The sequence below is a fragment of the Roseateles koreensis genome (assembly GCF_028595305.1).
GTDB lineage: Bacteria > Pseudomonadota > Gammaproteobacteria > Burkholderiales > Burkholderiaceae_C > Paucibacter_A > Paucibacter_A koreensis.
This window is the reverse complement of sequence record NZ_JAQQXS010000018.1, coordinates 57,118-70,312: the sequence shown is the minus strand read 5'-3', so window position 1 is coordinate 70,312 and position 13,195 is coordinate 57,118. Positions and strand designations below refer to the sequence as shown.

At 62.2% G+C, this 13,195-nt stretch carries 10 protein-coding genes; 7 read left to right on the top strand and 3 right to left on the bottom strand.

Going from position 1 to position 13,195, the window contains the following annotated elements; all coding sequences use genetic code 11:
- Positions 1–70 precede the first annotated feature (70 nt).
- Positions 71–1,336 (top strand): mechanosensitive ion channel family protein, encoded by a 1,266-nt coding sequence (locus PRZ01_RS17460; RefSeq protein ID WP_273598115.1) that lies wholly within the window; start codon positions 71–73, stop codon positions 1,334–1,336.
- Positions 1,337–1,385: 49 nt separating this feature from the next.
- On the opposite strand, the gene PRZ01_RS17455 is transcribed toward PRZ01_RS17460, so the two are convergent.
- The gene (locus PRZ01_RS17455; RefSeq protein ID WP_273598114.1) at positions 1,386–4,289 is read right to left on the bottom strand and encodes a M16 family metallopeptidase; all 2,904 of its coding nucleotides are present in this window, start codon (positions 4,287–4,289) and stop codon (positions 1,386–1,388) included.
- Positions 4,290–4,470: 181 nt separating this feature from the next.
- Positions 4,471–6,012 (bottom strand): fumarate hydratase, encoded by a 1,542-nt coding sequence (locus PRZ01_RS17450; RefSeq protein WP_273598113.1) that lies wholly within the window; start codon positions 6,010–6,012, stop codon positions 4,471–4,473.
- 192 nt (positions 6,013–6,204) lie between these two features.
- On the opposite strand from PRZ01_RS17450, the gene PRZ01_RS17445 reads away from it, so the two are divergent.
- From PRZ01_RS17445 to PRZ01_RS17420, 6 genes are read left to right on the top strand one after another with little or no spacing between them, the layout of a single operon-like run.
- A complete protein-coding gene (locus PRZ01_RS17445; protein WP_273598112.1) occupies positions 6,205–9,102 on the top strand; it encodes a monovalent cation/H+ antiporter subunit A in 2,898 nt (965 codons plus the stop codon).
- 2 nt (positions 9,103–9,104) lie between these two features.
- Entirely contained in the window at positions 9,105–9,473 is a 369-nt protein-coding gene (locus PRZ01_RS17440) for a Na+/H+ antiporter subunit C (protein WP_273598132.1), read from the top strand.
- Complete coding sequence (locus tag PRZ01_RS17435; RefSeq protein WP_273598111.1) at positions 9,470–11,146, top strand: monovalent cation/H+ antiporter subunit D; 1,677 nt, start codon at positions 9,470–9,472, stop codon at positions 11,144–11,146. Before PRZ01_RS17440 ends, PRZ01_RS17435 begins: the two co-directional genes overlap by 4 nt.
- Before the next feature lie 58 nt (positions 11,147–11,204).
- A complete protein-coding gene (locus PRZ01_RS17430) occupies positions 11,205–11,672 on the top strand; it encodes a Na+/H+ antiporter subunit E (RefSeq protein WP_273598110.1) in 468 nt (155 codons plus the stop codon).
- On the top strand, positions 11,672–11,965 hold the full coding sequence (locus PRZ01_RS17425) for a K+/H+ antiporter subunit F (RefSeq protein ID WP_273598131.1): 294 nt from the start codon (positions 11,672–11,674) through the stop codon (positions 11,963–11,965). Before PRZ01_RS17430 ends, PRZ01_RS17425 begins: the two co-directional genes overlap by 1 nt.
- Positions 11,966–11,969: 4 nt before the next feature.
- On the top strand, positions 11,970–12,350 hold the full coding sequence (locus tag PRZ01_RS17420; protein WP_273598109.1) for a Na+/H+ antiporter subunit G: 381 nt from the start codon (positions 11,970–11,972) through the stop codon (positions 12,348–12,350).
- 19 nt (positions 12,351–12,369) lie between these two features.
- Here the strand turns inward: PRZ01_RS17420 and PRZ01_RS17415 are convergent, their stop codons facing one another.
- Positions 12,370–13,026 (bottom strand): TIGR00645 family protein, encoded by a 657-nt coding sequence (locus tag PRZ01_RS17415; RefSeq protein ID WP_273598108.1) that lies wholly within the window; start codon positions 13,024–13,026, stop codon positions 12,370–12,372.
- Positions 13,027–13,195: the final 169 nt, after the last annotated feature.

Sequence of the window (13,195 nt, the reverse complement as noted above, 5' to 3'; positions counted from 1 at the left end):
ATACAGCCGTGCCACACTTGAGGCTTTTCAGCTGCCGAAGCTTGGCTCGGCAGCTTTTTCTACCGAGCGCATGAACAATAACGATGTCTTTGACTTTGGCGAATTCCAGGCGCTGCTTCTCTCCCTGCTGACGCCCACGGCCTTGATGGGCTTTGCGGTTTTGCTGGCCTGCCTGGGCGTGTCTTGGCTGCTGGTGCGGATGATTTATCGCCGTGTCGAGCAGCACGCAGCGTCGGTGATGTTTGGCCGTCACGTGGTGGACGGCGTGCTGTTTCCGGTGCTGGCCTTGGTGTTGGTCATGATTGCCAAGCGCTCCTTGCCCTTGATCGGAGTGTCGCCGGCCGCCTTCAAACTCGCGGTGCCCGTGTTGGTGTTTTTGGTGGTGATCCGCTTGGCGGTGCGGGTGCTGGGGGCAGCATTTCCGACGTCCACCATGGTCAAGGCCATAGAGCGTACCGTGTCATGGCTGGCCTGGGGCGGCTCCATCTTGTGGGTCACGGGCATTTTGCCTTTTGTGCTGAATGAATTCGACGGCATCACCTGGAAGATGGGTGGGGGCGTCATCTCGCTGCGCAATGTGATCGAAGGCTTGTTCAACGCCATCATCGTGCTGGTGGTGTCCTTGTGGATCTCATCCATGCTGGAGGCCCGCATCCTGGGCGGCAAGGCCATGGATCTGTCGCTGCGCAAGATCGGCGCCAACGCAGTTCGGGCGGTATTTTTGCTGGGCGGCTTGTTGATTGCCCTGTCCTCTGCGGGCATCGATTTGACAGCCTTGGGCGTGCTGGGTGGCGCGCTGGGCGTGGGCATCGGCTTCGGTTTGCAGAAACTGGCCTCCAACTACGTGTCGGGCTTCGTGATCCTGGCGGAGCGCTCGCTGCGCATTGGCGACATGGTGAAGGTCGACAATTTTGAAGGCCGCATCAGTGACATCAACACCCGTTACACCGTGATCCGGGCCTTGAGCGGGCGCGAGGCGATTTTGCCCAACGAGATGTTGATCACCCAGCGCGTGGAGAACATGTCGTTGGCTGATCCGCAAGTCTTGTTGTCGACCTCGGTGGGCGTGGCCTACGGCACCGATCTGGATGCTCTGATGCCTCAGATGGTGGCTGCCGCGATGACCGTGCCGCGTGTCTTGGCGATACCCGCTCCCTCGGTCTTGCTGAGCAATTTCGGGCCCGATAGCCTGGAGTTAACGCTGAACTTCTGGATCTCAGACCCGCACAACGGGCAAGGCGGGCCCCGCTCCGAGGTGAATCTGGAACTGCTGCGCCTGTTCAATCGCATCGGGGTGGAAATTCCATTTCCGCAGCGCGTGGTTCATCAAGCCTGAGCGGCCTCAGCCTAAGCAGCTGAGGCCGCTGAATCTGCCGGTATCGCGTTCAGGGCTTGGTCGTTGCCTGGGCTGGCTCGGCTGCCAGCGGTGGCTTGGCAAGGAAGTCCCCTGCCGTTGAGATCACCCAGGCCTCGGGGAGCAAATACTTGCGCAAGACAGCGTTGACTTGTTCTAGTGTCGCTTCGCGGCGGCGCTGGTCGCCTTGCTCGAAGCGCTGCCAGGCCGTTTGGGTTTCCAGCTGATTGAGCAGGGCGCCGGCCAGCGCACCGTCGTCGCTGCGGGACTGCCGGCGGGCTTGTAAAACATCGTTGCGAGCCCGGTCCAGTTCGTCCTGCGTGAAACCCGACTTCAACACCTTGGCGATTTCGTCGCGTGTCGCGGCCAGCAAGCGCTCGCGGTTTTCGGGGGCGAAGCTGGCATGGATGCTCCAGGTGCTGGCGTCATCCCAATACCCCACGTTCACGCTGCTGCCCATGCCGTAGCTCAATCCCTCAGTCTGGCGCACCCGCTTGGCCAGGCGCGATTCCATGGCCCCACCGCCCAGCATGTGGTTGGCAAGATCCAGCAGGGGATAGTCGGCGCTGCGGTTGTTGAGGCGAATTTCTTGCCGCAACTCGACAATCGCGTTGGCCTTGTCCTTGGCCTGCGCGTCAAACCGGGCGGGCGCCACGGCCTTGTATTCATCCAGCCAGCGTTCATAGGCGGGTGCAGTGGGCTTTTTCCAGTCGCCAAACAAACGGTCCAGTGCAACGTCCAGGCCGTCCGGCAGGTCGCCGACGACCGCAATTTCCATCTCATTGGCTGACCAATAGCGCTGATAGAAGGCCTTGATGGCCTCAAGACTGACGCCTTGCAAGCGAGCCAGATTCTCGCTGCGGCTGAAGGCGTAGCCGGGGTCGCCGGGCTTCAAGCCCAACTGGGCGTTGTAGTAGGGCTGTGTCAGTTCGGCGCGCAGCGTCTGTGGCTCTTTGGCGCCGGCTTCGAAACTGGCCAGCGACTGCGCCTTGATGCGCTCAAAAGCCTCGGCGGGAAATGTCGGCTCGCGCAAAACTTCAGCCACCAGGCCCAGCAGAGGAATCAGCGTACTTTTTTCCGCCTGCACCGACACCGATGCCCCTTGGCCACCGCCGCTGATATTGAACCCGCCTTTGAGCTTGACCGACTCGTCGATCAGCGCTTGGCGGCTGTGTTTGGCTGTGCCTTCGAACAGCAGGGTGGACACCCAGCCGGCCTCTTCCGCCAGCGCAACGCCGCGTGCGTCCGCCCAACGCAGGTTCATGCTGACAGTGACGGTGTCGCCCCGGTTCTTTTTGGGCAGCACGGCCAGCTTGATGCCGCTGGGCATAACCAGCCGCCGCGTGCGGGCTTCCAGGGCCGTTGGCGTGGGGTCGAAGCTTTCGCCCGCACTGATGACTTGGTCCATTTTCAAATCATCCAACCCGGCGCTGCGGTCGCTGACCCGCGGCACCTCGACTTTGATGGGCTGCTCCACCGGCGTGTAGCTGCCCATGCTGCGGTTGGCAGGCTGGAGGTACAACTGAGCGATACGGGCAACATCTTCAGTCTTGATGGTGCGCACGTTTTCGATCAATTTGAAAATCAGGCGCCAATCGCCCGCCGCAACCGATTCGGACAGCAGCCCCACCGCTGCCTCGGGCGATTTCAGGATTTGGCGATAGCCAAGTTCATATTGCGCAGCAATGCGCTGCACATCCTCGGCCTTGAAGCTGGTGTTGGCCGGCACTTCCACGCCTTTGAGCAGCGCCAGTTCAACGGCGCTGGCGTCGGCAGCAGGCGGCAGCACCGCGCCGACCGTGAACACACCGGGGTCATAACCCCCACAGCCGCCGGCAAACACGGCCACCGCTTGTTTGCTCTCCACCAATTGCTTGTAGAGGCTGCCGCTGGGCTGCTGGGCGAGCAATTGCCCCAGCACGCTCAGGCCCGCACAGTCGGGGTGGGCCATGCCCGGCACGTGATAAAGCGCCATCAGCATGGGGGCGCCGCCAACCCGGCGCAGCTGCAGGGCCCGCTCGCCGTCTTGCGGCGGCTCTACGGTGTAGGACTCGCGCAGCGTGCGCGTGGGCTTGGGCAGCCCGCCAAACGCTTGCTCAACCCAGGTCAGGGTTTTGGCCGTGTCCATCTGGCCGGCAATCATCAGCACCGCGTTATCGGGTTGGTAGTACTGGCGATAGAAGGACTGCAGCTTTTCGATGGGCACGTTCTCGACATCGCTGCGGGTGCCGATGGTCGGCTTGCCGTAAGGGTGAAAACGAAAGGCCAGGCCCATCACCCGCTGCTGCAACAATTGGCCGGGATTGTTCTCGCCAATCTCCAGCTCATTGCGCACCACCGTCATTTCTTTGTCGAGCTCAGACTTCAAGATGCTGGAGCGCAGCATGCGATTGGCTTCCAGATTCAAGGCGAACTGCAAGGTGTCGTCGCTGGCGTTGAAGCTGCTGAAGTAATTGGTTCGGTCGACGGTGGTGGTGCCGTTGAAGCGCATGCCACGGCGGCTGAATTCCTGCGGAATATCCTTGAACTCCGGCGAGCCCTTGAACAACATATGCTCCAGCAGATGCGCCATACCGGCTTCGCCCGGGCCTTCATGCCGACTGCCCACCTTGTAGGTGATATTGACCGTGGTGGTCGGCTTCGATGCATCCGGAAACAACAGCACTTGCAGGCCATTGGGCAGGCGGTACTCGCTGATGCCCCCGAGGCTGCGCACCAGTTCGGCCTTGGCGAGATTTACTTTGAGGCCACCTTGGGCAGGCTGTTGCCCTTGCGTCTTTTGCCGCTTTTGCGCCGGGTCGGCAGGCGTCGTTTTGCTGTGCGCCGGCACGCTCATGCCCAGGCTCAGGCCCAATAGAAGCAAAAGCGCTGCCCCGAGCTGGACGGGTGAAGAGGCCAAAGCAGGCTGGGCGCGCTGCGAATCGAATCGAATCATGATGAACCCGTTGAGCGAACTGCGCGCATTGTGAGGCCGTTGGCGAAATGCACTTCGGTGACTTTGACCTTTCGTCCTGCGCAATAAAAAAAGAGCAGCGGTGTCTGGCGATACCGCTGCTCTTTGGCTCCAGGCTGGGCGCCAGGCCGAGCCGGAGTCAATCTTTCATGCCATCACTGCTTCAAGCTTGCGCGATGGGAATGCTCAACGTCTTGCCCGAGGCAATGCGCTCTTTCCACTCGGCTGGGCCGGTGATGTGGGCGCTGGTGCCGCCGGCATCCACCGCTACGGTGACGGGCATGTCGACCACGTCGAATTCATAGATGGCTTCCATGCCCAGATCGGCAAAGCCCACCACGGGCGCGGCCTTGATGGCCTTGCTCACCAGGTAGGCGGCGCCGCCGACGGCCATCAGGTAGGCACTGCCGTTGTCCTTGATGGCTTCGATGGCGACGGGGCCGCGTTCGGCCTTGCCCACCATGGCAATCAGGCCAGTCTTCTCCAGCATCATGCGGGTGAAGCCGTCCATGCGGGTGGCGGTGGTCGGGCCGGCGGGACCAACGACTTCATCGCGCACCGGGTCCACCGGGCCAACGTAATAGATCACGCGGTTGGTGAAGTCCACGGGCAGCTTTTCGCCCTTGGCCAGCATGTCAGCGATGCGCTTGTGCGCTGCGTCACGGCCGGTCAGCATCTTGCCGTTCAGCAAGAGGGTGTCGCCCGGCTTCCAACTGGCGACGTCTGCCTTGGTGAGTGCGTTCAGGTCAACGCGCTTGCTCTTGTTGTAGTCGGGGGCCCAGTGCACATCGGGCCACAGGTCGAGGCTGGGCGCTTCGAGGTAGCTGGGGCCGGAGCCGTCCAGCACGAAGTGCGCATGCCGTGTTGCCGCGCAGTTAGGGATCATTGCCACCGGCTTGCTGGCCGCGTGGGTCGGGTAGGTTTTGATCTTGATGTCCAGCACCGTCGTCAGGCCGCCCAGGCCTTGTGCGCCGATGCCCAACGCGTTGACCTTCTCGTACAGCTCGATGCGCATTTCTTCCAGCTTGTTCTGGGGGCCGCGCGCCAGCAACTCGTACATGTCGATGTCTTCCATCAACGATTCCTTGGCCAGCAGCATGGCTTTTTCAGCCGTGCCGCCCACACCGATGCCCAGCATGCCGGGCGGGCACCAGCCGGCACCCATCAGCGGCACCGTCTTGAGCACCCAGTCAACGATGTTGTCGCCGGGGTTCATCATGATGAACTTGCTCTTGTTCTCGGAGCCACCGCCCTTGGCGGCGACCATCACGTCCACCGTGTCGCCCTGCACCATGCTCACGCTGATGACGGCGGGGGTGTTGTCCTTGGTGTTCTTGCGCTCGAAGATGGGGTCGTTCAAGACCGAGGCACGCAGCTTGTTGTCGGGGTGGTTGTAGGCCTGGCGCACGCCCTCGTTGACGGCGTCTTCCAGCCCGGCGGGGAAGCCTTCAAAGCGCACATTCATGCCGATCTTCAGGAACACGTTGACGATGCCGGTGTCCTGGCAGATGGGGCGGCGGCCTTCGGCGCACATCTTGGAGTTGGTCAGGATCTGCGCAATGGAGTCTTTGGCGGCAGGGCTCTGCTCGCGCTCATAAGCCCGTGCCAGGTGGGCGATGTAGTCCGCCGGATGGTAATAGCTGATGTACTGAAGCGCTGCGGCAACGCTGTCGACAAGGTCTTGGTACTTGATCGTGGTGCTCATGATGAAGGCCGAAAAGTTGGGCGGAATCCTCGGAGTTTACTGAACCGTGCTTGCCGAAGCCTTTTAACGCCACTTTCGCCCTATCGCAGGGAAGCCGAAAAGCTGAAAAGCCGACCCTACAATGGCCCGCGCCCCTGCATGCCCCGCCGAAGGTGGCTGCGCCTTCGGTTTTTTCGTGGTGATGCCTATCTGATGAATCCGCTTGTTACGGTCATTTTGCTGCCCCTCTTGCTTGGCACGGGTTTGTGCGTGCTGTTGGGCCGTTTCGGGGACGGGGTTGGCCGGGCGTTGCTGGGCCCGGCCTGGCGTTTTGCGCCGGCCTGGGTTGCCGCTGCGGTGACCGCTGCCGCCTTGGTGCTGCTCCTGCAAGAAGCGCCAGGGGTGCTGCAGGGGCAGGTCTTGCTGTTTCATGCAGATTGGGTGCCGACGATCGGGCTGAACCTGGGCTTCAGGCTCGATGGGCTCTCCTTGCTGTTCGGCGGCATGATTACTGGCATCGGTTTGCTGATCGTGCTGTACGCGGCGTTCTACTTGAGCCCGACCGATTCCTTGGTCAAGTTCTATTGCCTGTTGCTGGTGTTCATGGCGGCGATGCTGGGCATCGCACTGTCTGACAATTTGCTCTTGCTGGTGGTGTTCTGGGAGATGACCAGCATCACCTCATTTTTGTTGGTCGGCTTTTGGGGAGAGAAGGCAGAGGCCAGCGAGGGCGCGCGCATGGCCCTGGCCATGACCGGCGGCGGTGGGTTGGCTTTGCTGGCCGGCGTGATTTTGCTGGGGCAGATGTGTGGCAGCTACGATTTGTCGCAGATGTTCATCGGCGGGCCGAGTTTGCGCCAAGCGGTGTTGAGCGATACGCGCTATCCGGCCGCCTTGATCTTGATCTTGATCGGCTGCTTCACCAAGAGTGCACAACTCCCGTTTCACTTCTGGTTGCCCCAGGCCATGGCGGCGCCGACGCCGGCTTCCGCCTATCTGCACTCAGCCACCATGGTGAAGGCGGGCTTGTTTTTGCTGGCTCGCCTGTATCCGGTGATCGGCGGGGAGGGGTTGTTTGAGCTCATCGTGACGCCGGTGGGCCTGTTGACGATGGCGTTTGGCGCATTCGTCGCCATTTTCAAGCATGACATGAAGGGGCTGTTGGCCTATTCCACCATCAGCCATCTGGGCTTCATCACCTTTTTGATTGGCTTGCGCTCGCCCATGTCAGCGGCCGTGGCGATGTTTCACATCCTGAACCATGCCAGCTTCAAGGCGGCGCTTTTCATGACAGCGGGCATCGTCGATCACGAGACGGGCACCCGCGATATGCGCCGCCTTGGCGGGCTGATGCAGGTCATGCCCTGGGTTGGTAGCCTAGGCTTGCTGGCCAGTGCTGCCATGGCGGGCTTGCCGCCCTTCAACGGATTTTTGTCGAAGGAGTTGATGTTTGAGCAGGCCTTGCATGCCGGCATAGGTGGCAATTTTGCGTGGACCATTGCTTTGATCGCCAATTTGGCGGGGCTGTGTTCGGTCGCCTATTCGCTTCGATTGGTGTATGACGTATTTTTCAACGGCCCTAGTCGGGATTTGCCCCAGCCTCATCCCCACGAACCTCCCTGGGGCATGAAGCTGCCCGTGCTGATTTTGGTGCTGGTGTGTCTGGGCGTCGGCCTGTTCCCCATGCAGACCGTGGGCCCACTGCTGCAGTCAGCCGCAGCCGCCATGTTGGGTGAGCCGCTGGCGCCGTTGCATCTGGCCCTGTGGCATGGCTTCAACGTGCCCTTGCTGATGAGCCTGGTGGCGGTGCTGGGTGGCGTGGTGCTCTACTTCTGGCTGCAGCGTGGTGGGCGTTTGCATGCCTATTTGCCGCGCTCAGTCGGTGGCAAGCAGGTGTTTGATGCTGGCATGGCGGGCTTGCTGGCGATGGCCGGCGGGCTGACCCGACGGTTTGAAAGCGGTAGCCTGCAACGCTATTTGGCGACCTTGCTGGTTTCCGCGCTGGTGCTGGGCTGCTGGGCCTTTTGGCCGGGTGGGGTTAGCTGGCCGTTCTCCCCTTCAGCGATCACTCGGCCCTTGTTGCCCGCACCCCCTTTAGCGGTGGCGTTGTGGTTGCTGCTGATGGCGCTAGGCGCAGTGTTACTGCGCCTGCAGGCTCAGCGTTATGTGGCCGTGGTGCTGTGCGGTGGTATCGGTTTGATGGGCTCGCTGGTGTTTTTGTCACTGTCCGCACCGGACCTTGCGCTGACGCAACTCACGGTGGATGTGGTGTCGACCGTGATGCTGCTGATGGGCTTGGGGCTGCTTCCACAAACGACGCCTCCATTGACGAAAGCAATGCGCCGCGGCGGCCCGCCGTGGCGAGCCGCCGCGCTGGCCCTGGCGTGCGGTGCGGGCGTCACCGCCATCAGTTGGGCCGTGCTCAGCAGCCAACATGAGAGCTTGTCCTGGTATTTTCTGGCGCAGTCGCTGCCGGGGGGCGGTGGCAGCAATGTGGTGAACGTGATTTTGGTGGACTTCCGGGGCTACGACACGTTTGGCGAAATCACCGTGCTTGGGATCGCTGCATTGGGCGTGCTGGCGGTGCTGGACGGCATGCGCGCCAAGCGGCCAGCAGGCGACGCTGGCGGGCGACGTTGGCGCTTTCGCCAAGAACCCTTGCTGTTACAGCGCGTGGCGCGATGGGTGCTGCCTTTGGCTTTGCTCTTGAGTGCTCATATTTTTTGGCGGGGCCACAACCAGCCGGGCGGGGGGTTTATTGCGGGCCTGATCACAGCGGCCGCGCTGATTCTGCAGTACATGGCGCTGGGCCAGCAGCGGGCCGAAGCTTTGTTGCACGCGCGCTCGGGCGGACGCTATGTGCGTTGGCTGGGCCTCGGGCTGGGTATTGCGAGCCTGACGGGCATCGCCAGTTTCTTGTTCGGCCAACCGTTTTTGACCAGTGCCCATGGGCACCCGAGCGTGCCTGGTCTGGAGTTTTTGGGTGAAATTCCGCTGGCGTCTGCCGCCGCGTTTGATCTGGGCGTTTACATCATGGTGGTGGGCGCGACGATGTTGATGTTGTCGTCATTTGCGCACGCCAGCAAGGGCGGGGAGGGCGCGTCATGCTGAGCATGGAATTTTTGCTGGCCACCGGCTTGGGGTGGGTCACTGCCTGCGGGGTGTATTTGCTGCTGCAAGGGCGCAGCTTTCAAGTCGTGCTGGGCCTGAGCCTCTTGGGCTATGTGGTCAATGTGTTCTTGTTCGCCATGGGGCGCTTGTGGATGGCGGCCCCGGCAATTCTGGGTAGCGGCGCGGCCGTGATGGCCGACCCCTTGCCTCAGGCGCTGGCGCTGACGGCCATCGTGATCGGCTTTGCTACCACTGCCTTTTTGCTCAGCCTGGCGGTACGCGGCCGGTTCGAGAGCGGCTCAGACCATGTGGATGGGCAGCCGGACCCGAGCACCGGCGGCGTGGCGAACTCAGAAGGCGAGGGCGCATGAACGCGTGGCTGCTGCAAGTCTTGGGTTGGCCGATGCTCCCGGTGCTGCCGGTTCTATTGCCGGCCTTGACCGGTGTTGCCCTGTTGCTGATGGGCGGGCACGGTGGCGACTCGCATGGTGGGCACGGGCACCACAAATTGCTGTGGGCGCGGCGTTTGGGGCTGCTCTCAGCGGTCTTGGGGGGAGGGGTCGCGCTGGCCCTGGTCAGCCGCGCAGCCACCGGGGAGTTGATAAGTTATCACGTGGGGGCTTGGCCCGCCCCCTTTGGTATCGCGCTGATGGTGGACCGCCTCGGCGCCTTGATGCTGCTGCTGACGGCCAGCGTGGCCGTGCCGGTGCTGTGGTACGCCAGCGGGGGGTGGGACGCGCATGGGCGCTACTTCCACGCGCTGTTCCAGTTCCAGTTGATGGGCTTGAATGGCGCTTTCGTCAGCGGCGATTTGTTCAATCTTTTCGTGTTTTTCGAGGTGCTGTTGATCGCTTCTTATGTGCTGATGGTGCACGGGCAGGGGGCGGCACGCTTTCGGGTTGGCTTGCACTATGTTGCGATGAATCTGGTGGCCTCAACGGTGTTTTTGATTGGGCTGGGCTTGGTCTACGCCAAGGTGGGCAGCCTGAACATGGCGGACCTGGCCTTGCGTGTGCCCCAATTGGCGCCGGCCGATGCGAGCTGGGTGCAGCTGGCGGCGATGTTGCTCTTGCTGGTGTTCGGTTTCAAGGCGGCGCTGATGCCGCTGTCGATGTGGCTCCCCGCGACCTACGCCACGGCCAGCCCGCCGGTGGCGGCCTTGTTCGCCATCATGACCAAGGTGGGGGTGTATGCGATTTTGCGCGTGCATGGCGTGATATTTGCCGGCCCGCTGGTTGAAACCCTGCTTTTGCCGCTGGCCCTGGCGACCTCGGTGATGGGCGTGCTGGGCGCATTGGCGGCCCACACCCTGGCGCGGCTGGTGGCGTGGCTGACCGTGGCTTCGGTCGGCACCGTGCTGGTGGGCGTCGGGCTGATGACCCCGTTCGCCTGGAGTGCGGGCCTCTACTACATGATCAATAGCACCTTGGTCATTGCCGGGCTCTTTTTGTTGGCTGAATTGGTGGCGGCCCAGCGTGGTGACGCCGGGGGCTTGTTGCAGCCGGCTTCAGCAGTGGCACAACCGGTCTTGTTGGGTTTGATGATGTTGCTGGCCGCCGCCTCTACGGCGGGCCTGCCGCCGCTGCCCGGCTTCATCGGCAAGCTGATGTTGCTGCAGGCCGCAACGAACCACCCTGGGTCAACCTGGGTGTGGACGGTACTGCTGGTGGTGGGGTTTTGTACCTTGCTGGGCTTGGCGCGGGCTGGCAGCATTTTGTTCTGGCACGTGAGCGACGACGCCCCCGAAGCCTCCCATGCAGGCAGCAGCCCCAAGCTGATCCTGGCCACGTGCAGCTTGTTGGCTGCAAGCGTAGGTTTGAGCGTGTTCGCCGCCCCCGTTCAGCGTTACACCACGGCCGCGGCGGTGCAATTGGGCGACCGGGCAGCCTATGGGCGCGCCGCTCTGGGCGAGGCAATGGGCCGGGATGCGCTCAAGCCCTATCCGCCGGCGGGTGCCCCTCTAATCTCGCCAGCGATGCCATCAATGAGCACTCCGGTGGCTCCCGATGCATTTCCAACGGATGAAGGCAAGCATGGCCTCTGAGTCGAAACCGTCAGTGACATCGCCGACAGGGGCATTTCCCCACCCTTGGCTTTCTGTCTTGCTGGCCGCGGTTTGGTTGCTGCTGCAGCAAAGCATCGCGCCCGCCGCTTTGTTGATGGCCTGTGTGTTCGCCTGGCTCGTGCCGCGGTGGTTGCGAGGTTTTTTGGGGCCAGCCCTTGTGCTGAAGGCGGGCGGTCTGCGCGTATTTTTTGTGGCGCTGCGTTTGGCCGGGCTGGTTCTTTGGGACATCGTCGTGGCCAATCTGACCGTTGCCCGCTTGGTGTTGTGGCCCTGGGCGAAGGCCGTGCCGGCGTGGGTGCAGGTGCCCTTGGCACTTCAGCAGGCAGATGCCGTGGCGCTGCTGGCCATCATCATCACCACCACGCCGGGCACGGTGTCTTGTGTGGTGACGCCTGACCGGGGGCATCTTCTCGTCCACGCCTTGAATGGTGGCGCGAACCCCGCCGCGCTTGCGGCACAGATCAAGCAGCGCTATGAGCAGCCTTTGATGGAGATCTTTGCATGATGCTTTTTTCAAACGCCCAGCCTTTTTTGTCCGGGGCGCTCGACTTTGCCAGTGCGGCCGTTGGCTTGGCCATGCTGATGTGTGGGTGGCGACTGCTGCGAGGCCCCAGCGCACCCGATCGGGTGATGGCGCTTGACACGCTCTACATCAACGTCGTGGCGCTGGTGGTTTTGCTGGGAATCCGCTGGGGCAACGAGATGCTTTTCGAGGCTGCCTTGATCGTCGCCTTGCTGGGCTTCGTCTCTACCGCAGCGCTAGCGCGTTACTTGTGCCGTGGCACGGTGATGGAGTGAGCGGATGGCACCCTTGAACGAATTGCATTGGGCTTGGCAAATTGCCATCGCAACCCTGCTGGTCATCGGCGGCGTTTTCTCCCTGGTGGGCGCCATCGGGATGCTGCGTTTTTCAGATTTTTTCATGCGCCTGCACGCACCGACCAAGGCCACGACCCTGGGCGTGGGCGGCGTGTTGCTGGCTAGCTTGGCGGTCCACTGGACACAAGGTGGGCGTGGCCTGCACGAGTTGCTCATCACCTTGTTCTTGTTTGTCACAGCGCCGGTGTCGGCCAACCTCCTGGCCAAGGCCGGCTTGCACCTGAAGCTGCCATCGCAATGCGGCTTGCCCGCTGACCCGGCAGCGGCCGAAGCATCGGCCAAAGCATCGGCCGAGCCGCGCTGAATCGCTGCGGCTTCAGCGCTCAATGCGGGGCGTCAGCGGGCTTGTGTATATAGCCGGCGCTGAGCAGGCGGTCGGTGTAAGCGATGGCGATGGCGGAAGCCAGAAAAGTCAGGTGGATCAGCGTCTGCCACATCAAGGTCTTTTCATCGTAGTTGTCGGCGTTGATGAAGGTCTTGAGCAGGTGAATGGACGAAATGCCAATGATGGCCATCGCCAGCTTGACCTTGAGCACCGAGGCGTTCACATGGTTCAGCCATTCCGGCTGGTCGGGGTGGCCGTCCAGGTCCATGCGTGAAACGAAAGTTTCGTAGCCGCCCACAATCACCATGATGAGCAGGTTGGAGATCATCACCACGTCGATCAGCCCGAGTACCACCAGCATCAAAATGGTCTCGTTGAGCTTGGCGATGGGCTCATAACCAATCACCGCACCGGCTACATCCTTGATGGCCGCGGCCTTGTAGCCGATACTTTTGACGAGTGTTGCCAGTGCCTCCTGGTGTCCGAATGCGGCCTCGATCAAGTGGACCAACTCTGTCCAGAACTGGTAGACATATACCGCCTGCGCCAGGATCAGGCCCAGATAAAGCGGCAACTGCAGCCAGCGACTGGCAAACATCAGCTTGGGCAGGGGGCGCAGGCGTTGCGCGGCGTGAGGCAGCTTGGGGCTCGGCATGGTGGGAGGCTTCTTGCAATGGATGTGGGGCGATTCTAGTGAGGCGCACGGGGGGCGCCGTGCGCTGGCCGACTTCGATACTTTTCGGGCCCGCCGACGCCGATCAGGCTTTGAGTAAGCGCTTCGTCAGAGACACGAGGCACAGTTGCGGCAAGGCCAAGTTGGACGC

What these genes read in the sequence shown, in the direction of transcription:
- PRZ01_RS17460 (WP_273598115.1), top strand. Translation starts at nt 71, where the DNA reads ATGAACAATAACGATGTCTTTGACTTTGGCGAATTCCAGGCGCTGCTT.
- PRZ01_RS17455 (WP_273598114.1), bottom strand. Translation starts at nt 4,289, where the DNA reads ATGATTCGATTCGATTCGCAGCGCGCCCAGCCTGCTTTGGCCTCTTCA.
- PRZ01_RS17450 (WP_273598113.1), bottom strand. Translation starts at nt 6,012, where the DNA reads ATGAGCACCACGATCAAGTACCAAGACCTTGTCGACAGCGTTGCCGCA.
- PRZ01_RS17445 (WP_273598112.1), top strand. Translation starts at nt 6,205, where the DNA reads ATGAATCCGCTTGTTACGGTCATTTTGCTGCCCCTCTTGCTTGGCACG.
- PRZ01_RS17440 (WP_273598132.1), top strand. Translation starts at nt 9,105, where the DNA reads ATGGAATTTTTGCTGGCCACCGGCTTGGGGTGGGTCACTGCCTGCGGG.
- PRZ01_RS17435 (WP_273598111.1), top strand. Translation starts at nt 9,470, where the DNA reads ATGAACGCGTGGCTGCTGCAAGTCTTGGGTTGGCCGATGCTCCCGGTG.
- PRZ01_RS17425 (WP_273598131.1), top strand. Translation starts at nt 11,672, where the DNA reads ATGCTTTTTTCAAACGCCCAGCCTTTTTTGTCCGGGGCGCTCGACTTT.
- PRZ01_RS17420 (WP_273598109.1), top strand. Translation starts at nt 11,970, where the DNA reads ATGGCACCCTTGAACGAATTGCATTGGGCTTGGCAAATTGCCATCGCA.
- PRZ01_RS17415 (WP_273598108.1), bottom strand. Translation starts at nt 13,026, where the DNA reads ATGCCGAGCCCCAAGCTGCCTCACGCCGCGCAACGCCTGCGCCCCCTG.